Origin of the sequence: Promicromonospora sukumoe (genome assembly GCF_014137995.1) — a bacterium.
Classification (GTDB): Bacteria; Actinomycetota; Actinomycetes; order Actinomycetales; family Cellulomonadaceae; genus Promicromonospora; species Promicromonospora sukumoe.
Window position 1 is genome coordinate 485,016 of sequence record NZ_JACGWV010000002.1, and the last position, 18,854, is coordinate 503,869.

Below are 18,854 nucleotides of genomic sequence, written 5' to 3' on the forward strand. Positions count from 1 at the left end.
TCAGGCAGGGGAGACCTCATCCGTCCCCGGCAGGATGTTGCTGGTGGCCAGCCTCCGGTACCAGTGCGCGGAGTCCTTCCAGGTGCGCTCCAGCGTCTCGTAGTCCACCCGGATGATCCCGAACCGGCGGTCGTAGCCGTAGGCCCACTCGAAGTTGTCGAGCAGCGACCACGCGAAGTACCCGCGCACGTCCACGCCCTGGTCCCGGGCGAGCCCGAGCGCCTCGACGTGGTCGTGCAGGTAGGAGACGCGCTCGACGTCGTGCACGCGCGCCACGCCGTCCTCGACCACCACGGTGTCGGCGAACGCCGCGCCGTTCTCGGTGACCATGAGCGGCTGGTCCGGGTAGGTGTCGCGCAGCGAGACCAGCAGGTCGGTGAGGCCGGCCGGCTCGATGTTCCAGCCCATGGCCGTGTAGGGGCCGGGCTGCGGCAGGAACTCGACGTCGTCGGCGGCGATCCACGGGGTGCCCGCGGAGTCCTTGTGCCCGTCGGCCTGCTGGCGCTCGCCCTCGCCGGAGTAGTGCCGCACGCGCGCCGTCGAGTAGTAGTTGACGCCCAGCACGTCGAGCGGCTGCTTCGTGATCTCCAGGTCGCCGTCGTGCACGAACGACCAGTCGGTCACCGAGGCGGTGTTCTCCAGCAGGTCGGCGGGGTAGACGCCGTCGAGCACCGGCGCGAGGAACGCCCGGTTCGCCAGGGCGTCGACCTTGCGGACGGCGCCCTGGTCGGCCTCGGACGACGGGTCGTCCGGCCGGAAGACGTGCAGGTTCAGCGTGATCGACGTCTTCGCGGCGTCGCCGAGCACCTCGCGGATCTGCTGGACGGCGAGGCCGTGCGCCAGGTTGAGGTGGTGCACCGCCTGCAGCGCGGCCAGGGACTCGGTGCGGCCGGGCGCGTGCACGCCCGAGCCGTAGCCCAGGTACGCCGTGCACCACGGCTCGTTGAGCGTGGTCCAGACGTCGATGCGGTCGCCCAGCTCCTCGGCCATCTTCCGCGCGTACCGCGCGAAGGCGTAGGCCGTCTCGCGGTTGGTCCAGCCGCCGGCGTCCTCCAGCTCCTGCGGGAGGTCCCAGTGGTAGAGCGTGACGACGGGCTTGACGCCCGCGGCGATCAGGCCGTCCACGAGGTCCGAGTAGAACCGGATGCCCTCGGCGTTGAACTCGCCGGAGCCGCCCGGCTGCACCCGCGGCCACGCGATCGAGAACCGGTAGGCGCCCAGGCCCAGGTTCTTGATGTGCTCGACGTCCTCCTGCCAGCGGTGGAAGTGGTCGTCGGCGACGTCACCGGTGTCGCCGTTCAGCGTCCGGCCCGGCGTGTGCGAGAACGTGTCCCAGATGGACGGGCCGCGCCCGCCCTCGGTCGCGCCTCCCTCGATCTGGTACGACGCCGTCGCCGATCCCCAGAGGAAATCGTCGGGGAACTTCCGTGCACTCACAGTGCCACCTCTCCCGGGCCGGTGGCCCGAACGGTCTTGCCTTCGTTCTCGACGCTCCATTCACCAGGAGCGTCAGCGCTGGTCACGTGCACGACGCCGGACACGTACCGCACACGGAACGTCGCCGGGGCGCCGGTGCCACCGGGAACCAGGATCTCTTCGTCGAACCCTTCGGGCAGACGGGTGCAGCGTAACGTCACGCCCTCGGCCCATGCGTAGTCCGGCCGGTCGTCGCGCGCGCCGACCGGCAGCACCGTGCCGGGCCGCACGAGCACCGGCAGGGTGTCGAACCCGTGCTCCTCCGTGACCCAGCGGGACCCGGAGACGGTCGGGGCCAGGTCGGACGCCGCGACCTCCGCCAGCCGGGTCCACTCCCCCGCGGGCAGGTAGTACTCGGCGCGGGACTCACCGAACACGGGCGCGACCAGCAGCGACGACCCCAGCATGTACTGCGTGTCCACGGTGGCGGCGCTCCGGTCGGCCGGGAACTCCAGCACCATCGGCCGCATCACGGGCAGCCCCGCTCCGGCGGCCTCGGCGCCGGCCCCGCCGAGGTACGGCATGAGCCGCATCTTCAGCCGGGTGAACTTGCGCGTGACGTCGACGGCCTCGTCGTCGAACGCCCACGGGACGCGGTACGAGCTCGACCCGTGCAGGCGGGAGTGCGAGGAGAGCAGGCCGAACGCCGTCCACCGCTTGAAGACGGCGGGGTCGGGCGTGCCCTCGAAGCCACCGATGTCGTGGCTCCAGTAGCCGAACCCGGACAGCGACAGCGACAGGCCGCCGCGCAGCGACTCCGCCATGGACACGAAGGTGGACTCGCAGTCGCCGCCCCAGTGCACGGGGAAGGCCTGGGTGCCCGCCGTGGCGGACCGGGCGAACAGCACGGCCTCGCCGGTGCCCCGTTCCTGCTCCAGCAGGTCGAACACCGTCTTGTTGTAGAGGGAGGCGTAGAAGTTGTGCATCCGCTGCGGGTCGGACCCGTCGTGCCAGACGACGTCCGTGGGGATGCGCTCCCCGAAGTCCGTCTTGAAGCAGTCCACGCCCTGGTCCAGCAGCACGCGCAGCTTGTCCTGGTACCAGGCGGCGGCGTCGGGGTTGGTGAAGTCCACCAGCGCCATGCCGGCCTGCCACTTGTCCCACTGCCAGACGTCGCCGTCGGCCGTGGTGACCAGGTAGCCCTTCGCCTTGCCCTCGCGGAACAGGTGCGAGCGCTGGGCGATGTACGGGTTGATCCAGACGCAGACCTTCAGGCCGCGGTCGTGCAGCCGCTCCAGCATGCCCTCGGGGTCCGGGAAGGTGGCCGGGTCCCACACGAAGTCGCACCAGTGGAACTGCCGCATCCAGAAGCAGTCGAAGTGGAACACCGACAGCGGGATGTCCCGCTCGGCCATGCCGTCGACGAAGCTCATGACCGTGGACTCGGAGTAGTCCGTGGTGAACGACGTCGAGAGCCACAGCCCGTACGACCAGGCGGGGACGACGGCGGGCCGCCCCGTCAGGGCCGTGTACCGGCGCAGGATCTCGGCCGGGGTGGGCCCGTGGATCACGTAGTACTGCAGCGTCTGCCCCGGCACGGAGAACTGCGTGCGGCTGACCGCCTCGGAGCCCACCTCGAACGACACGTTCTCGGGGTGCGCCACGAACACGCCGTAGCCGCGGTCGGTCAGGTAGAACGGGACGTTCTTGTAGGCCTGCTCGCTCGCGGTGCCGCCGTCCTCGTTCCAGACGTCGACGCTCTGGCCGTTCTTCACGAAGGCGCCGAACCGCTCGCCCAGCCCGTAGACGTGCTCGCCCACGCTCAGCCCGAGCTGCTCGTGCACGAAGTCGCCCTCGGGCGTGCTGGCCAGCCCCACGCTCCGGGCCGAAGACGTGGTGAGCACCTCGCCGCCCGCCACGAAGTCGACCTGCCACGCGCCGTCGGTCGAGACGCGGGCCGTGAGGCCGCCCGACGTCAGCTCGGCGGGACCCTCGCCCGGAGCGGTGGGCGCCACCACCTTGACCACGCCCGGCTCCCGGTTCACCGCGAAGTGCGGCCCGGGGTCGCGGCGGCCCTGGTGGTGCTCGATGCGCACGCCGATGACGTCGTCCGCGGGGGCGTCGAACGTGACCGTCACGACGGGGCGGTTCAGGGTGTCGCCGCGCTTGGTGATGGGCGCCGTGGGCGCGTACACGGTCAGCGTGTCGTCGCCGGCCTCGACCGCGTCGACGTCGCGCGGACGCAGCACGTCGACGCCGGGACGCAGCTGCCAGTAGCCGTCGGTGAATCTCATGCGTGGGGCCTCACTCGTCTCTCGATGGCCGTGGGGTGGAGCGCGTTCACTTGACCGCCCCGGCGGTCACGCCCCGGGTCAGGGTGCGCTGGAAGATCAGGAAGAAGATGACGGCCGGCACCAGCGACACGAGCGAGCCCGCGTTGATCGTGGGCGCGTCCATCATCCGGTCGCCCTGCAGCGAGGCGAGGGCGATGGGGATGGTCTGGGTGTCGTTGCTGGTCAGCATCACCAGCGGGATGAAGAACTCGTTCCAGGTCCAGATGAAGAAGAAGATCATCAGCACCGAGAGCGTGGGCCGCACGATCGGGAACACGACCTGCCAGAGGATGCGCCAGCGGCTCGCGCCGTCCAGGGCGGCCGCCTCCAGCAGGGCGGGCGGGAACGTGCCGAGCACCGAGGACAGCAGGTAGGTGCCGAACGCCGACTGGATGACGGTGAAGATGATGATCACCGACCACTGCGAGTTCGACAGGCCCACGGACTGCGCCATGGTGAACAGCGGGTAGATCAGGGCCTCCTGCGGCAGCATGTTCGCCAGCAGGAACAGCGCGACGATCCACAGCCGCCCCTTCACCCGGCCGATGCCGATCGCGTACGCGTTCAGCAGCGACAGCAGGGCGCCGAGCACGGCCACGACCGCCGAGATGAACACCGAGTTCCACAGCTTGACCGGGAAGTCGGTGCGCTCCCAGAAGGCCACGACCCCGTCGAGGTAGAGGCCCGACGGCAGGGACAGCGGCCCGTTCGCCGCGTAGTCCTGCGGCGACTTGAAGGCGTTGAGCAGCATGATCCCGAACGGGGCGAGCACCGCGAGCCCCACGAGGACCGCGGCGGCCAGGACGAGCCAGCGGCCCACCCCGCGGCGGTAGCGGGAGTCGATCGCGGAGGCCCGCACCTGGGCGGGTCGCAGGTCTGTGGCGACGGCCATGTCAGACCCCCTCCCTCTCACGTCGTTCGGCCCGGTTCTGCAGGCCGAGGATCACCAGCGCCACGACGACGATCACGAGCGTGAGCACCGTCGCGATGGCCGACCCGTAGCCGACCTGGGACTTGTCGAAGAAGTTCAGGTACGAGTAGTAGCTCGGCACCAGGGTCGAGCTCTCGGGCCCGCCGCGCGTCAGCACGTAGATGGGCCCGAACACCTTCAGGGCCGCGACCGTGCAGGTCAGCGTCACCACGAAGGTCTCGGGGCGGATCTGCGGCACCGTGATGGCGCGGAACCTGTCCCACCAGCCGGCGCCGTCGAGCTCCGCCGCCTCGTAGAGCTCCGGGTCCACGCGCTGCAGGGCCGCCATGAAGATGACCACGGGGTAGCCCATCTGCACCCAGATCAGCACGAGCATCACCGAGGGCAGGGCCGTGCTCGGGTCACCGAGCCAGTTGGGCGGCGTCTCGACGCCGATCCCGCGCAGGATCACGTTGAGCGCACCGGTCTGGGAGTTCAGGATCCAGTTCCACAGCACGCCCGCCACCGCGACGGGCAGGATCTGCGGCAGGTAGTACGTGGCCCGCAGCACGGAGGACACCCGCTCGCCGAAGCGCCGTCCGAGGTAGTCGAACAGCACCGCCGCGAGCACCAGGCCCAGCAGCGTGGGCACCAGCACCATCGCGACGATCATCGCCAGCGAGTTGCCGAACGACGTCCAGAACTTGTCGTCGCCCAGCAGGTCCACGTAGTTGCCCAGCCCGTTCCAGCGCAGCGGCGCCATGCCGCCGCGCCACTTGAACAGGCTGAAGTACACGTTGGTGACCAGCGGGTACCCGATCACCACGACGAACGCGACCGCGCCGGGCAGCAGGTAGGGCAGGTACCCCACCCACGGGGCCCGACGACGGCGCGTTCCGCGCGGTGCTCGCGGGCGGGTGTCCGCCCGCGAGCGCCGTTCGGTCAGGGCGGTGTCAGCCATCGAGCAGGTCGGCCTTGCCCTCGTCGTACGAGCCCTGCAGCCCGTCCAGCACCTCGGACGGCGTCTTGGACCGGTTCACCAGGGACTGGAGCTCGCTGACGATCACGTCGTAGTAGCCGGCCACGGGCCAGTCGGGGTAGTAGGCCAGACCGTCCTCGTCGAGGATCGCCTGGAAGTTCTCGGTGAGCTCGCGCGTGCGCTCGTCCTCGATCACGGAGGGGTCGCCCGCGACGGGCAGGCCGCCCTCGGTGGCCAGCACGTCCTGCACCTCGGGGCGCAGGGTGATGTCGATGAACTCCTCGGCCAGGCTCGGGGAGTCGGCGTTCGCGGGGACCACCCAGAGGTTGCCCGACGAGCCGGTGTGCAGCGTGTTGCCCGGGAAGTTGAACTGGCCCCAGTCGGCCTGCATCTCGGTGGCGAGACGGCCGAACCACCACGAGCCGCTGACCATGATCGGGTACGTGCCGTCGATGAACGAGACGCCCATGTCCTCGGCGGTCAGGGCGGCGGAGTCGGAGGCGATGTAGCCCTTCTCGATCCACTCGTCGAGCTTCTCGGTGGCCTGCGTCATCGCGTCGTTGTGGAAGTCGACGTCGTTCGCGAAGAGCTGGTAGTCGTCCACCAGGGCGCGGTCGCCGTAGGCGAGCACGAGCTCGTACCAGAGCTGGCCGAGCGGGTACTCGGCGCCGGCCTCGGCGAGCGGCGTGACGCCCTCGTCCTTGAAGGCGGCCAGCACGTCCTCGAACTCGTCGAGGGTGGTCGGCACCTCCAGCCCGAGGTCGGCCAGCATCTCCTTGTTGTAGTAGACGCCGACGAACTCGCCGTAGTTCGGCACCCCGTACCACTCGCCGGAGCCCATGAGGCCCTGCTCGTCGTAGGTGGCCGTGGTGGCGAGCGAGCCGGACAGCTTCTCGTCCCAGCCGCGCTCGGCGGCGGCGTCGGTCAGCGGGGTGAGCAGGCCCTGCGCCGCGAGCTGGCCCGCGGTCGCGTTGCCCTTGTTGAACTCCATGACGTCGGGCACGTCGTCGCCCGTGAGCACGATCTTGGCGTTCTTCTGGATCTGCTCGAACGTCTGCTTCTCGACGTCCACCGTGACGTCCGGGTTCTCCTCCTCGAAGATCTCGATGGCCTTGGCCCAGGCCTTGCCCATCGCCGAGTCGTCGTTCTCGTAGTGCCAGATGGTGAGCGTGCTGTCGTCGGTGTCGCCGCCGGCAGCGCTCTGGCCGGTGCAGCCGGCCAGGGCCATCGCGCCGGCCACCGCTGCGGCCACGGCCGCGATCGTCCGCTTGTGCCTCATTGCATCTCCTTGGTCGCGCCCGGACTCCTGCGTCCGGATCGTCGAAGCGTTTCAACACGCTAGCCCCAAGCTCTGACAACTGTCCAGTAGCATTTCTAGACCATGGGGCTAGTCTTCTGTCGAAGCGCTTCCCCGGCATGCGGCACACTGGTGTGCCGGCACCGCGCACCACCTGCGCCGGGATCAGGCACACTCTCCCGGGGCAGATGACCGGTTCCGACTCGAATGGAGCACTGTGGCTACGATCGACGACGTCGCGCGGGCGGCGGGGGTCTCGACCTCGACCGTGTCCTACGTCCTGTCGGGCAAGCGGCCCATCTCCGCGCCCACCCGGGCGCGGGTCGAGCGCGCGATCGAGAAGCTCGGCTACCGCCCCCATGCCGGCGCGCGGGCGCTGGCCTCGGCGCGCACCAACGTGATCGCGCTGATGGCACCGCTGCGCGTGGGCGTGAACGTGCCCGTCATCATGCAGTTCGTCGCGGGCGTCGTCACGCGGGCGCGGGACTTCGACCACGACGTGCTGCTGCTGACGCAGGACGACGTGAGCGGCCTCGACCGGGTGACCGGCGGCTCGATGGTGGACGCCCTGGTCATGATGGACATCGAGGCGGACGACCCGCGCGTGCCCCTGGTGGCCGCCGCCAAGCAGCCCACCGTGCTCATCGGCCTGCCGCAGGACCCGGAGGGGCTCAGCTGCGTGGACCTCGACTTCGAGGGCGCGGGCCGGCTCGCCGTGCGGCACCTCGCGCAGTCGGGCCACACCGACGTCGCGCTCATCGGCTCACCGCCCGAGGTGCTGCGGCGGCACACGTCCTACGCCGAGCGGATGATGCGCGGCCTGCGCGACCAGGCCCGCGCGTCGGGCGTGACGGCCACGGTGGAGGCCTGCGACTCCACGCCGGCGGGCGCCTCGGCCGCCGTGGACCTGCTGCTGACCACGGCCCCCGAGACCACGGGCATCGTGGTGCACAACGAGGGCGCCCTCCCCCACGTGCTGTCCCGGCTCGCGGAGCGCGGGCTGGTGGTGGGCACCGACATCGCGGTGGTCGCCGTCTGCCCCACCGACGTCGCGCTCTCCCAGCGCATCCCGATGACCAGCATCGACCTGCCCGCCGAGGACATCGGCAAGGTGGCCGTGGACATGGTGATGGCGCGCCTGGAGTCCGAGCAGCCGTCCGAGACCCGCCTGCTGGCGCCCGTGCTGACCGAGCGCGAGAGCTCGGCGCCCGGCCCGGCCGCCGTCGCCACCGCCGACTGAGGGCGCGACCGGCTAGTCGCGGTCCGCGTGCTCGCGGTCGAGCAGGGCGAAGACCAGCTCGGTGGACCAGGCGCCGTCGCGCACGTCGCTCTCGACCAGGCGCGCCTCCTGGCGCATGCCCAGCCGCTGGGCCACCCGCACCGAGGGCAGGTTCTCCTCGTCGATGCGCGCGTACACGCGGTGGAAGCCGTACGACCCGAAGGCCAGGCGCAGCGTGGCGCGGACGGCCTCCGTCGCCAGGCCGTGGCCCGCGACGTCGGGGTGCAGGGCGTAGCCGACCTCGGCCTGCCGGGGGCCGGCCGCCCACTTGAGCATGGTCTCGCCGATGACGTCGCCGTCGGCCTCGACGGCGAGCACCAGCACGTCGCCGGCCTCCTCGAACGGGGCGCTCGACCAGGTGCGGAGCTTCACCTTCGCCGTCTCCTGGTCCCACGGCGGCTGGTACATGAACCGCACGACGTCGGGCAGCGAGCGCCAGGCGAAGAACGCCTCGGCGTCGTCCGGGGCGACCGGGCGGAGCGCGAGCCGCGGGGTGACCACCGGCCAGCCGGGGTCGACCCGGTACCCGCGCGAGGGCGCGCCGGACCGGGCGGCGGAGCCGGGGGCGGACATCGGTGCGGCGGGGCTGGGGGCCGAGTCGGACGGCACGGAAGGGGGCACGGTCCGACCGTAGCGCCCACGAACCGAGATGCCACCGGAAATCAGCCGGTATCGACGACAGATTCCGCCCTGCCGCAGATCTCGGTCAGCGCGTCTCGAACGCCACGCTCTCCCAGCCGGCCGGCACGTCGCGGGGCTCCCACGAGGTGTCGGGCGTCCAGTCGGCCCACGCCTTGTCCCACCAGAGCTCGCCCGCGTCGAGGAGGCGGGCGATCCGGGCGCCCTCGGCGCGGATCTGCTCCATCCGGCCCGGGTACCGGTCCGGGCCGGTCTCCTCGAACTCGACGACGTCCTTGAACTCGTAGGTCTCGGCGTCCGCCGCCCACCAGACGTCCAGCTCGTGGTCGAGGGTGTCGAAGCCCATCGGCGTGCGGCGCGGCGCGTCCTCCAGGTTGAAGTACCAGCCCTGGAAGGTGCGCTGCGGGCCGTCCCAGAACAGGAAGAGCGAGTGCTCCACCCCGGCCCAGTGCAGCTCGAGGCGCCCGTGGCCGCGCCAGCGCCTGCTCCCGGCGGCCTTCCACGGGTGCTCCCCCACCGGGAACACCCCCGACCCCGGATACACCATCGGGGTGCCGCCGGGCGTGTAGGTCACCAGGAGGTCGCCGTCGTCCTGCACGCAGACCTGGGGGATGGCGATCCACGGCTCGCCCCGCATGATCTCGCGGCGGACCACCGTCTGGCCGGGCTCGAAAACGGGAGGCGTCATGGCCGGAACGCTAACAGCGGCGAGTTACGCCCCGGCGACATCGACGTCAACACCGTGGCGCAGCACCCGCAGGGGGCGCAGGTTCGCGTCGGTGACCAGCACGTCGGCGCGGGCGCCGGGCTCCAGGGTGCCGACCTCGCCGGTGAGCCCCAGCACCCGGGCGGGCACCGCCGTCGCGGAGCGGACGGCGTCGACCAGGGGGACGCCGCCCTCGACGGCGCAGCGGACGACGTCGACCAGGTGGGCCGTGCCGCCCGCGATCGGTCCCTCCCCCTCCCCCGTGTCAGACGCAGAGGTCCCCCCGGTGACCTGTGGGTCTGACACGGGGGTGGCGATGCGCGCGACGCCGTGGCGCACCTCCACCGACATCGGGCCCAGGTCGTACCGGCCGTCGGCCATGCCGGCCGCCGCCATCGCGTCGGTCACCAGCAGCACCTGGTCCGCGCCGACCATGTCGAACACCGAGCGCACGGTCGCCGGGTCCAGGTGGACGCCGTCGCCCACGAGCTCGACGACCATGTCGCCGCGGGCCGCCGCCGCCAGGCACGCCGCGATGGGGCCGGGCTGCCGGTGGTGCAGCGGGCGCATGCCGTTGAACAGGTGCGTCGCCGTCATCGGCCCGGCCGGGGCCGGGGTGCCCGCCGGGCGCCCCGCGGCCCCAGGTCCCGCGGCCCCGCCGCCTGCCCGCGCCCGCAGCGCCGAGGTGACCTGCTCGATGAGCGCCTCGGCCTGCTCGGTGCTGCCGTCGGTGTGCCCCAGCGAGGGCAGCACGCCCGCCGCGACCAGCGCCTCGGCGACGCCGCCGGGGCCGGTCACGCCCGGCACCTCCGGGGCGATCGTCATGGTGCGCAGGTACCCGCGGGCGGCCGCGGCCAGGTCACGCACCAGCTCGACGCTGCCTTCCTGCAGGTCAGCCGGGTTGTGGGCGCCTCGGCGGCGGTACGAGAGGAACGGCCCCTCGGCGTGCAGGCCCTCGATCTCCCCGGCCTCGGCGAGCTCGGCCAGCACCGCGGCGCGCGCCAGCAGCACCTCGGGCTGGGCCGTCACCAACGACGCGAGCAGGGTGGTGGTGCCGTGGGCGCGGTGCTCCAGGACGCCCGCGAGCGCCTCGCCGGCCGAGGTCACGTCGGGGAACGACGCGCCGCCCCCGCCGTGGTTGTGCAGGTCGACGAGCCCCGGCAGCACGAGCGTCCCGGGCGCGGGCCGCGCCCGGTCCGGGGCCTGGTCCGGAGCCTGCTCCAGCGCCCGCTCCAGGGCGGGGCCGTGGCCGGCCGCCACGGCGTCGGCCACCGAGCCGGAGAAGGCGACGCGTCCGCCCGAGGCGACGACGACGCCGTCGTCCACCACCGAGGAGCCGAGCACCACACGACCGCGCACCACAACCACGTCACTCATGCGGACATCCTGCCAGCGCTCGCGCCCGCGTCCGGCGGGATCGGGGCGGCGCCAGACCCGTACGAGACGCACGAAAGCCCCGCGAGACGGCGAACCGCTTCGACTGATTGCCCCTCCAATAGATGTACGTGGATGGACCCCGAACAAACCCGCCCTGCGGGTGACCGGTTTTAACAACCCTTGACAGGCCGTCTCCCGTCTGTGAATGATGACGCCCATCATCGAAGCGCTTCGCCAGAGACGGCGAGGGGTTCACCGAACACGTCAAGGAAGATGTGCATGATGCGTAGGACTATCCCGCTCGTGGCGACGGTCTCGGCCCTCGCCCTCACTCTCGCCGCCTGCTCCTCGGGCGCTGCCTCCGGCGGTTCCGACGCCGCCGACGACGGCCCCATCACCCTCGACTACTGGGCCTGGGGTACCGCGCAGGAGCCCATGGTCGACGCCTGGAACGCCGCGCACCCCGACATCCAGGTCAAGCGGACCGACGCCGGCGGCGGCACGGACTCCTCCGCCAAGCTGGTCACCGCGACGCGCGGCGGCAACGCGCCCGACGTCGCGATCGTCGAGTACAACACCCTCCCGGCCATGATCGTGGCCGGCGTGGCCGCCGACATCTCCGGGAACGTCGACGGGCTGGACGCCGAGTTCGCCCCCGGCGTGTGGAGCCAGGTCACCTTCGACGGCGCCACGTACGGCGTGCCGCAGGACGCCGGCCCCCAGGCCCTCACGTACAACAAGGCGAAGTTCGACGAGCTCGGCATCGACGTGCCGACCACGTGGGACGAGTTCGCCGACGCGGCGGAGAAGGTCCACGAGGCGGACCCCGACTCGTACATCACCACCTTCGCCCCGGCCGAGTTCGGCGGCTTCGCCGGGCTGGCGCAGCAGGCCGGCGCCGAGTGGTGGTCGGTCGACGGCGACGCGTGGACCGTGGACTTCGACGACGACGCGTCCGTGGCCGTCGCCGACTACTGGCAGGACCTGATCGACCGGGACCTGGTGCTGGCCGAGCCGCTGCTGACCCCCGAGTGGAACGCCAAGGTCAACAAGGGCGAGGTGCTCTCGTGGCCCGCGGGCCTCTGGGCCGCGGGAGTCCTCTACGGCGTGGCCGAGGAGAGCGCCGGCGACTGGGCGATGGCACCGATGCCCCAGTGGACCGAGGGCGACCCCGCCGTCGCGTTCCAGGGCGGTTCCGCCGTCGTCGTCACGACGTCCACGGAGCACGCCGAGGCCGCCGCCGAGTTCGCGCGGTGGATGGGCACCGCCGACGAGGCGTCCGCCGCCCAGATCGAGCAGGGGCAGTACCCCGCGTCGCTGGCCGGGCAGGAGCTCACGCTGGAGAGCGACGCGCCCCTGCTGACGCCGGAGCAGGACGACTACTGGCAGGTCGCGGCCGAGATCACCAAGGACACCATCCCGGAGATCAGCTGGGGCCCCAACGTGAACGTCGCCTCGAGCGCCTTCCAGGACGCGATGTCGGCGGCCGTCACGAACGGCACCCCCCTGCGTGACGCCCTGACCGAGACCGAGGCCGAGGTGGTCGACGACATGACCACCACGGGCTTCGAGGTCACCCAGAAGTGACTCCCGTGGCCGGCGGGCACCGCCGGCCACGGGGCTGCAAAGGAGTAGCCCACATGAGCGTTGCCACCGAGACGCCCGCGCGCCGCCCCGCGCGCCGGCGCTGGGGTGCCCCGGTCCTCTTCCTCCTGCCCGCGGCGGTGCTGTTCGTCGCGTTCCTCGCGATCCCGATCTGCTACGCCGTGTGGCTGAGCTTCCGCGGCATGCGGGTGACGGGCGGCGGGCCGTTCGGCGTCCGCCAGGAGACCTGGGTGGGACTGGACAACTACGTCGCGGCGTTCGCCGACCCCGAGCTCCTCGCGGGGTTCGGCCGGCTCGCGATCTACGGCGTCATCGCGGTGCCCCTCACGCTGGGGCTCGCGCTGACCTTCGCGCTGCTGCTCGACCTGCCGCGCGTGCGGGGCGCCCGGTTCAGCCGGACCGCGATCTTCATCCCGTACGCGGTGCCGGGCGTGGTGGCGACGCTCCTGTGGGGCTTCCTCTACCTGCCGTCGACGAGCCCGGGCAACTGGATCCTCGAACGGGTCGGCCTGCCGGGCATCGACGCGCTGCACGGCCCGATGCTCTTCCCCGCGATCGCGAACATCGCGATCTGGGGCGGGGTCGGCTTCAACATGATCATCCTGTACACGTCCCTGCGGGGTATCCCGGCGGACGTGTACGAGGCGGCGCGGCTCGACGGCGCCAGCGAGTGGGACATCGCCTTCCGCATCAAGATCCCGCTCGTCGGGCCCGCCCTGGTGCTCACCGGCCTGTTCGCCCTCATCGGCACCCTCCAGGTGTACGGCGAGCCCACCACGCTGCGCCCGATGACCAGCGAGATCTCCCAGACCTGGGTGCCGCTCATGCTGATCTACCGCGACGCCTTCACCCGGGACGACCTGTCGCTGGCCGCCGCCTCCTCGGTCGCCCTCGCCCTCGGCACGCTCGTCGTGTCGCTCGTCCTGCTGCGCGTGACGCAGAAGCGTTCGTTCGGAGAGTCCTGATGAGCACCGCCACCGCACCCCGTCCCGTCAGCACCCGGCCGCTGGTCGCCGAGCGCCGGCGACCCCGCCCCCGCGCGGCCGTGCTGCCGACCGTCGCGCTCGTCCTCGGCGCGCTGTACTGCCTCGTGCCCGTGGTCTGGGTGCTGGTCGCCTCGACCAAGTCCAGCTCGGAGCTGTTCTCGACCTTCACGTTCCTGCCGGGCACCGGGCTGCTCGACAACCTGGGCGACCTGTTCGCCTACGGCGACGGCCAGTACGCGCAGTGGGCCCTGAACAGCCTCCTGTTCGCCGGGGTCGGCGCCGCCGCGTGCACCCTGGTCTCGACCATGGCCGGCTACGCGCTGGCGAAGTACGAGTTCCCGGGACGGCAGGTCGCGTTCTACGCGATCCTCGGCGGCGTGCTGCTGCCGGGCATCACGCTCGCCATCCCGCAGTACCTGCTGATGTCGAAGATCGGCCTGGCCGGCACCTACTGGTCGGTGCTGCTGCCGTGCCTCATCTCGCCCTTCGGCATCTTCCTCGCCCGCGTCTACGCCGGGTCCGCGGTGCCGACGGAGACCATCGAGGCGGCGCGGATCGACGGCGCGAACGACGCGCGCGTCTTCGTCTCGGTGGCCCTGCCCATGATGATCCCGGGCATGGTGACGGTCTTCCTCCTGCAGTTCGTGGGCATCTGGAACAACTTCCTGCTGCCGTTCATCATGCTGTCGGACGAGCGGATATACCCCCTGACCGTGGGCCTCTACACGCTGCTGTCCAAGGGTTCCGGCACGCCGTCGCTCTACACGCTGGCGATCATCGGCTCGGCCGTGGCGATCATCCCGCTCGTCGTGATGATGCTCGTGCTCCAGCGCTACTGGCGCCTCGACCTGATCAGCGGCGGGCTCAAGGGATGAGCGGCACAGCGAGCGACCCGGCGTCCGGCCCGGTGCCCGGGATCACCGACCGCGCGCTGGGGACGACCGGGCTGCGCGTGCCCGCCCTGGTGCTCGGGACAGCCGGCCTCGGCCGCAAGGTCGACGAGCCCACCGCGGCCGAGGTGCTCCGCGCGGCGGCCGCGGCAGGCTGGCGCACCTGGGACACGAGCAACGAGTACGGCGACGCCGAGGCGCGCATCGGCTCGGCGCTCGACGGCCTGGCCGACGTCCAGGTGCTCACCAAGGCCGACCCCTTGCCCGGCTCCGCCGACTTCTCGGGCGACCGGGTCCGGGCGTCCGTCGCCGAGTCCCTCGAACGCCTGCGCCTCGACCGCCTCCCGCTGGTGCACCTGCACGACCCGGAGCGCATCTCGTTCGACGACGCCATGGCCCCGGACGGCCCCGTCCGGGCGCTGCTCGACCTGCGCGACGCCGGCACGATCGAGCACCTCGGCGTCGCCGGCGGGCCGATCGGCCTCCTGCGGCGGTACGTCCGCACCGGCGAGTTCGAGGCCGTGGTGACCCACAACCGGCTCACGCTCCTGGACCGGTCGGCAGAGACCCTGCTGGAGGACTGCGCCGAGCGCGGGATCGGCGTGCTGAACGCCGCCCCGTTCGGCGGGGGTGCGCTCGCCGACGACGACGGGCCGGTGCGCAGCTACCACTACCGCGACGCCGACGCCGCCCAGCGGGACGCCGTCCTGCGCATCCGCGAGATCGCCCGCGCCGCCGGTGTCCCCGTGGGCGCCCTCGCCGTGCGGGCGAGCGTCCGCGACCCGCGGGTCGCGGCGACCATCGTCGGCGTGTCGAGCACGGCCCAGCTCGCGCAGGTCACGGCCTGGGCGGCCATCCCGGTGCCCGACGACGTCTGGCCGGACCTCGACGCCGCGCTGCCCGACCCCGCCCACTGGGCCGGCGAGCTCGGGCGCTAGCCCGCCCCCGCCCCACCCGTACAGACCGCACCGCCGACCCGAGGACGAACCATGACTGCCCCCTTCGCACCCGCGCGCCTGCTCTTCGGCGGCGACTACAACCCCGAGCAGTGGCCCCGCGACGTCTGGGACGAGGACATGGCGCTCATGCGCCGGGCGGGTGTCAACACGGTGACCATCGGCGTCTTCTCGTGGGCCGCCCTGGAGCCCCGCGAGGGCGAGTTCGAGCCGGGCTGGCTGGACGACGTCGTCGCGCTGCTTGACGCCCAGGAGATCGGCTTCTTCCTGGCGACGCCCACCGCGTCCCCGCCCCCGTGGTTCACCAAGGCGCACCCCGACGCGCTGCCGGTGCGCCCCGACGGCACGCAGCTCTGGCACGGGTCGCGCGACACGTACGCAATCAGCGCTCCCGCCTACCGGGAGGCGGCGCGGCGCGTCGCCCGGTTCCTCGCCGAGCGGTACGGCAGCCACCCGCGCCTGCGCGGCTGGCACGTGCACAACGAGTACGGCACGGTCGACCACGGCCCGCACGCCGCGGCCGCCTTCCGGCGCTGGCTGCGAGCACGGTACGGCTCCCTGGCCGCGCTGAACGACGCCTGGTACACGGCGTTCTGGTCCCAGCGGTACGACGACTGGGACGAGATCGTGCCGCCCCGCGCCACGCAGTACCTGCACAACCCGGCGCAGGTCGTGGACTTCAAGCGGTTCTGCTCCGCCGAGATGCTCGCCGCGTACACCGAGCAGCGCGACGAGATCCGCGCGACCGGCTCGTCCGCGCCGGTCACGACCAACTTCATGCTGCCCACCTGGAACCACCTGGACCAGTGGGAGTGGAGCGACGAGCTGGACCTCGTCTCGGTGGACCACTACCTCGACACGCCCGGCCCCGACGGCGAGGCGCACGTCGCGTACGGCGCCGACCTGACCCGGTCCTGGGGCGAGGGGCCGTGGCTGCTCATGGAGCAGAGCGCCGCCGGCATCCGCGACGGCCGCCGGCAGGCCTTCAAGGACCCCGACCGGATGATCCGCAACTCGCTCGGGTACGTGGCCCGGGGCTCCCAGGGCGCGCTGTTCTTCCAGTGGCGCGCGTCGGCCGGTGGCTCCGAGACCTGGCACAGCGCGATGGTGCCGCACTCCGGCCCGGAGAGCCGCACGTACGAGGGCGTCGTCGAGCTGGGCACGCTCCTCGACCGCCTCCAGGAGGTGGCCGCGCCGCCCGCCGAGGGACCGGTCGTGGCGGCCGACGTCGCCGTGCTCTGGGACGCCGCCGGCTGGTGGTCGCTGGAGACGCCGCACCTGCCGAACGACGACCTCGACTACGCGACCGAGGCCCGGGCGACGCACCGCGCCCTCTGGCGCGCCGGGGTGGCCGTCGACTTCGTGCGGTCCGGGGCCGACGTCGCGCGGTACCGCGTGCTGTTCGTGCCGACCCTCATGGCGCTGGACGACGCCATGGTGGCCTGGCTGACCCGGTACGTCGAGGACGGCGGGCACCTGGTCGTCGGGCGGTTCACGGGTGTGGCGGACGAGCACGAGCGCGTGGTCCCGGGCGGCTACCCCGGGCGCCTGCGCGACCTGCTGGGCGTCCGGGTCACCGAGCACCTGCCGCTCGCGCCCGGGGACACCCAGGAGCTGAGCGACGGGTCCGTGGTCGGCCAGTGGACCGAGCGGATGGAGGCGACCGGCGCGAAGGTCGTGGCGCACTACACGGAGGGGCCCCTCGCCGGCTCCCCCGCGGTCACCCGCCGCACCGTCGGGGACGGGGCCGCCGTGTATGTCTCGGCGGGGCTGGTCCAGGAGTCGTGGGACGCGTTCGTCGCCACGGTGCTCGCCGAGCGCGCCGTGCGGGCCGTGGTGCCCGAGGCGGTCGGCACCGGGCTGGAGGCGGTGCGCCGGCGCGGCGCCGAGGCCACCTACCTCTTCCTGCTCCACCACGGCGAGCGGCCGCTGCGGGTGGCCGGGGCGGGACACGACCTCGTGTCCGACGGACCGGCCGAGGACGGCATCGTCATCGCGCCGGGCGGCTACGCCGTCGTCCGGGAGGCGCCGGGCGCGACCTGGTCGGTGACCCCGGCCTAGAAGAGGCGCGTGGTCGGGTCGTCGACGCCGCGCATCGCGTCGTAGTCCAGGAGGAGGGTCGCGATACCGCGGTCCTTCGCCAGGACGCGCGCCTGCGGCTTGATCTCCTGCGCCGCGTAGACGCCGCGCACCGGGGCCAGCAGCGGGTCCCGGTTCAGCAGCTCCAGGTACCTCGTGAGCTGCTCGACGCCGTCGATGTCGCCGCGGCGCTTGATCTCCACCGCCACGGTGGAGCCCGAGCCGTCCCGCGCGAGGATGTCCACCGGGCCGATGGCCGTGGGGTACTCGCGGCGCACCAGGGTGTGCCCGTCGCCCAGCAGCGCGATCTGCTCGGCGAGCAGCTCCTGCAGGTGCGCCTCCACGCCGTCCTTCACGAGGCCCGGGTCGATGCCCAGGTCGTGGGCGGAGTCGTGGTGCACGGTGAACAGCTCGACCTCGAGCCGGTCGTCCGACTTGGCGTGCTGGACGGTCCAGACCTCGGTGACGCCGCGCTCGGCGGCCTCCTCGGACGGCTCGCGCACCGCCAGGGTGCACGGGGGGCTCATCCAGTTCAGCGGCTTGTACGAGCCGCCGTCCGAGTGGATCAGCACGCTGCCGTCGGCCTTGACCACGAGCAGCCGCGTCGCCTGCGGGAGCATCGCGGTCAGGCGGCCCGTGTAGAGGGCGGAGCAGTCTGCCACGACCAGCCGCATCAGAGAACCAGATCCTGTCGTCCGGGAGGGGCGGCCTCGAGCCAGGAGGCGAGGCCGAAGTAGTCGCCGGCAGCGAGGTCGAGCTCGAAGTCGAGCCCGTCGTACCGGCACTGGACGAGGTAGTGGTCGCCCTGACCACGCTCGTCCGGGTCCAGCGGGGTGCGGCTCGTCACGACGAGCCGCTCCCGGTACCACGTGCGGGCCGGACGGGGTGACAGCGACCAGCACCGCCACCACTCGATCCGGCCCACCGCGTACTGCGCGATGCCCGGCGTCCAGGACCCCTCGGGGTTACCTGTCGCCCGGGCCGCGCAGTTGAACGAACCCACCCTGCGGGAGAGGGTGCGCAGCCGGGAGATCCCGGCCGCGAGCACGAGCGCGAGCGCCCCGAGTACCGCAATCGCGATCCATACGACGCCCGGCACGCGCTCGCCCTCAGACCAGGGAGATCTCGTCGACCACGAGGGTGACGAGGTTGTTGTCGACGGACATGAAGCCGCCGGTGACCTGGGCCTCGACGGCCGGTCCCGACGCCGTGTCCACCTTGATGGTGCCGGGGCGAAGCACTGCCAGCAGCGGCGTGTGGTTCGCCAGGATGCCGATCTGGCCGTCCGCAGACGGCGCGCTCACCTGGGTCGCCGCACCGCTCCAGACCTTGCGGTCCAGGGACACGAGGTCCACGCTCAGCTCTGCCACGAGAGCTCCTTCCGATGTAGCGGGCGTGCTGC

General features: G+C 72.2%; 17 protein-coding genes. 6 read left to right on the plus strand and 11 right to left on the minus strand.

The genetic code is table 11. The annotated features are described in order from the left end of the window. Genes FHX71_RS19300 through FHX71_RS19320 form a run of 5 tightly spaced genes read right to left on the minus strand, consistent with a single transcriptional unit; the run spans position 1 to position 6,917 of the window. Positions 1 to 1,437 (minus strand): GH1 family beta-glucosidase, encoded by a 1,437-nt coding sequence (locus FHX71_RS19300; protein WP_182619102.1) that lies wholly within the window; start codon positions 1,435 to 1,437, stop codon positions 1 to 3. Continuing rightward, positions 1,434 to 3,710, minus strand: a complete 2,277-nt coding sequence (gene yicI, locus FHX71_RS19305; protein WP_182619103.1) for an alpha-xylosidase — start codon at positions 3,708 to 3,710, stop codon at positions 1,434 to 1,436. The genes FHX71_RS19300 and yicI overlap by 4 nt, the downstream gene beginning before the upstream one ends. Positions 3,711 to 3,756: 46 nt before the next feature. Then, positions 3,757 to 4,641, minus strand: coding sequence for a carbohydrate ABC transporter permease (locus FHX71_RS19310; protein ID WP_182619104.1), 885 nt, complete (start codon positions 4,639 to 4,641; stop codon positions 3,757 to 3,759). A gap of 1 nt (position 4,642) precedes the next feature. Continuing rightward, on the minus strand, positions 4,643 to 5,620 hold the full coding sequence (locus tag FHX71_RS19315; protein ID WP_246403337.1) for a carbohydrate ABC transporter permease: 978 nt from the start codon (positions 5,618 to 5,620) through the stop codon (positions 4,643 to 4,645). After that, positions 5,613 to 6,917, minus strand: a complete 1,305-nt coding sequence (locus FHX71_RS19320; protein WP_182619105.1) for an ABC transporter substrate-binding protein — start codon at positions 6,915 to 6,917, stop codon at positions 5,613 to 5,615. The genes FHX71_RS19315 and FHX71_RS19320 overlap by 8 nt, the downstream gene beginning before the upstream one ends. 235 nt (positions 6,918 to 7,152) lie before the next feature. Here FHX71_RS19320 and FHX71_RS19325 point away from each other — a divergent pair, with 235 nt between their 5' ends. Continuing rightward, positions 7,153 to 8,175, plus strand: a complete 1,023-nt coding sequence (locus tag FHX71_RS19325; RefSeq protein WP_182619106.1) for a LacI family DNA-binding transcriptional regulator — start codon at positions 7,153 to 7,155, stop codon at positions 8,173 to 8,175. A gap of 12 nt (positions 8,176 to 8,187) precedes the next feature. On the opposite strand, the gene FHX71_RS19330 is transcribed toward FHX71_RS19325, so the two are convergent. The 3 genes from FHX71_RS19330 to FHX71_RS19340 form a co-directional block, all read right to left on the minus strand. Next, a complete protein-coding gene (locus FHX71_RS19330) occupies positions 8,188 to 8,835 on the minus strand; it encodes a GNAT family N-acetyltransferase (RefSeq protein ID WP_312877133.1) in 648 nt (215 codons plus the stop codon). Positions 8,836 to 8,920: 85 nt separating this feature from the next. After that, positions 8,921 to 9,541: a ribonuclease FAU-1 family protein gene (locus tag FHX71_RS19335; protein WP_220490208.1), complete on the minus strand. Its 621-nt coding sequence runs from the start codon at positions 9,539 to 9,541 to the stop codon at positions 8,921 to 8,923. A 24-nt stretch (positions 9,542 to 9,565) separates the two neighbouring features. After that, positions 9,566 to 10,936, minus strand: coding sequence for an N-acetylglucosamine-6-phosphate deacetylase (locus tag FHX71_RS19340; RefSeq protein WP_182619107.1), 1,371 nt, complete (start codon positions 10,934 to 10,936; stop codon positions 9,566 to 9,568). 279 nt (positions 10,937 to 11,215) lie between these two features. On the opposite strand from FHX71_RS19340, the gene FHX71_RS19345 reads away from it, so the two are divergent. Genes FHX71_RS19345 through FHX71_RS19365 form a run of 5 tightly spaced genes read left to right on the plus strand, consistent with a single transcriptional unit; the run spans position 11,216 to position 17,434 of the window. Further along, positions 11,216 to 12,523 carry an ABC transporter substrate-binding protein gene (locus FHX71_RS19345; RefSeq protein ID WP_246403338.1) on the plus strand — a complete coding sequence of 436 codons (1,308 nt, stop codon included), beginning with the start codon at positions 11,216 to 11,218 and terminating at the stop codon, positions 12,521 to 12,523. Between the two features lie 53 nt (positions 12,524 to 12,576). After that, complete coding sequence (locus tag FHX71_RS19350; protein WP_182619109.1) at positions 12,577 to 13,506, plus strand: carbohydrate ABC transporter permease; 930 nt, start codon at positions 12,577 to 12,579, stop codon at positions 13,504 to 13,506. After that, entirely contained in the window at positions 13,506 to 14,402 is an 897-nt protein-coding gene (locus FHX71_RS19355; RefSeq protein ID WP_182619110.1) for a carbohydrate ABC transporter permease, read from the plus strand. Before FHX71_RS19350 ends, FHX71_RS19355 begins: the two co-directional genes overlap by 1 nt. Continuing rightward, on the plus strand, positions 14,399 to 15,355 hold the full coding sequence (locus FHX71_RS19360; RefSeq protein ID WP_182619111.1) for an aldo/keto reductase: 957 nt from the start codon (positions 14,399 to 14,401) through the stop codon (positions 15,353 to 15,355). The genes FHX71_RS19355 and FHX71_RS19360 overlap by 4 nt, the downstream gene beginning before the upstream one ends. 51 nt (positions 15,356 to 15,406) lie before the next feature. After that, a complete protein-coding gene (locus tag FHX71_RS19365) occupies positions 15,407 to 17,434 on the plus strand; it encodes a beta-galactosidase (RefSeq protein ID WP_182619112.1) in 2,028 nt (675 codons plus the stop codon). Here the strand turns inward: FHX71_RS19365 and nucS are convergent. Genes nucS through FHX71_RS19380 form a run of 3 tightly spaced genes read right to left on the minus strand, consistent with a single transcriptional unit; the run spans position 17,431 to position 18,822 of the window. Beyond that, a complete protein-coding gene (gene nucS, locus FHX71_RS19370; protein ID WP_182619113.1) occupies positions 17,431 to 18,126 on the minus strand; it encodes an endonuclease NucS in 696 nt (231 codons plus the stop codon). The genes FHX71_RS19365 and nucS overlap by 4 nt on opposite strands. Then, complete coding sequence (locus FHX71_RS19375; protein WP_182619114.1) at positions 18,126 to 18,551, minus strand: DUF2550 domain-containing protein; 426 nt, start codon at positions 18,549 to 18,551, stop codon at positions 18,126 to 18,128. Before FHX71_RS19375 ends, nucS begins: the two co-directional genes overlap by 1 nt. 10 nt (positions 18,552 to 18,561) lie before the next feature. Beyond that, positions 18,562 to 18,822 carry a F0F1 ATP synthase subunit epsilon gene (locus FHX71_RS19380; RefSeq protein WP_182619115.1) on the minus strand — a complete coding sequence of 87 codons (261 nt, stop codon included), beginning with the start codon at positions 18,820 to 18,822 and terminating at the stop codon, positions 18,562 to 18,564. Between the last annotated feature and the right edge of the window lie 32 nt (positions 18,823 to 18,854).

Coding starts and splice junctions, on each gene's coding strand:
- yicI (WP_182619103.1), bottom strand. CDS start 3,710: ATGAGATTCACCGACGGCTACTGGCAGCTGCGTCCCGGCGTCGACGTG.
- FHX71_RS19310 (WP_182619104.1), bottom strand. CDS start 4,641: ATGGCCGTCGCCACAGACCTGCGACCCGCCCAGGTGCGGGCCTCCGCG.
- FHX71_RS19315 (WP_246403337.1), bottom strand. CDS start 5,620: ATGGCTGACACCGCCCTGACCGAACGGCGCTCGCGGGCGGACACCCGC.
- FHX71_RS19320 (WP_182619105.1), bottom strand. CDS start 6,917: ATGAGGCACAAGCGGACGATCGCGGCCGTGGCCGCAGCGGTGGCCGGC.
- FHX71_RS19335 (WP_220490208.1), bottom strand. CDS start 9,541: ATGACGCCTCCCGTTTTCGAGCCCGGCCAGACGGTGGTCCGCCGCGAG.
- FHX71_RS19340 (WP_182619107.1), bottom strand. CDS start 10,936: ATGAGTGACGTGGTTGTGGTGCGCGGTCGTGTGGTGCTCGGCTCCTCG.
- FHX71_RS19345 (WP_246403338.1), top strand. CDS start 11,216: ATGATGCGTAGGACTATCCCGCTCGTGGCGACGGTCTCGGCCCTCGCC.
- FHX71_RS19350 (WP_182619109.1), top strand. CDS start 12,577: ATGAGCGTTGCCACCGAGACGCCCGCGCGCCGCCCCGCGCGCCGGCGC.
- FHX71_RS19355 (WP_182619110.1), top strand. CDS start 13,506: ATGAGCACCGCCACCGCACCCCGTCCCGTCAGCACCCGGCCGCTGGTC.
- FHX71_RS19360 (WP_182619111.1), top strand. CDS start 14,399: ATGAGCGGCACAGCGAGCGACCCGGCGTCCGGCCCGGTGCCCGGGATC.
- FHX71_RS19365 (WP_182619112.1), top strand. CDS start 15,407: ATGACTGCCCCCTTCGCACCCGCGCGCCTGCTCTTCGGCGGCGACTAC.
- nucS (WP_182619113.1), bottom strand. CDS start 18,126: ATGCGGCTGGTCGTGGCAGACTGCTCCGCCCTCTACACGGGCCGCCTG.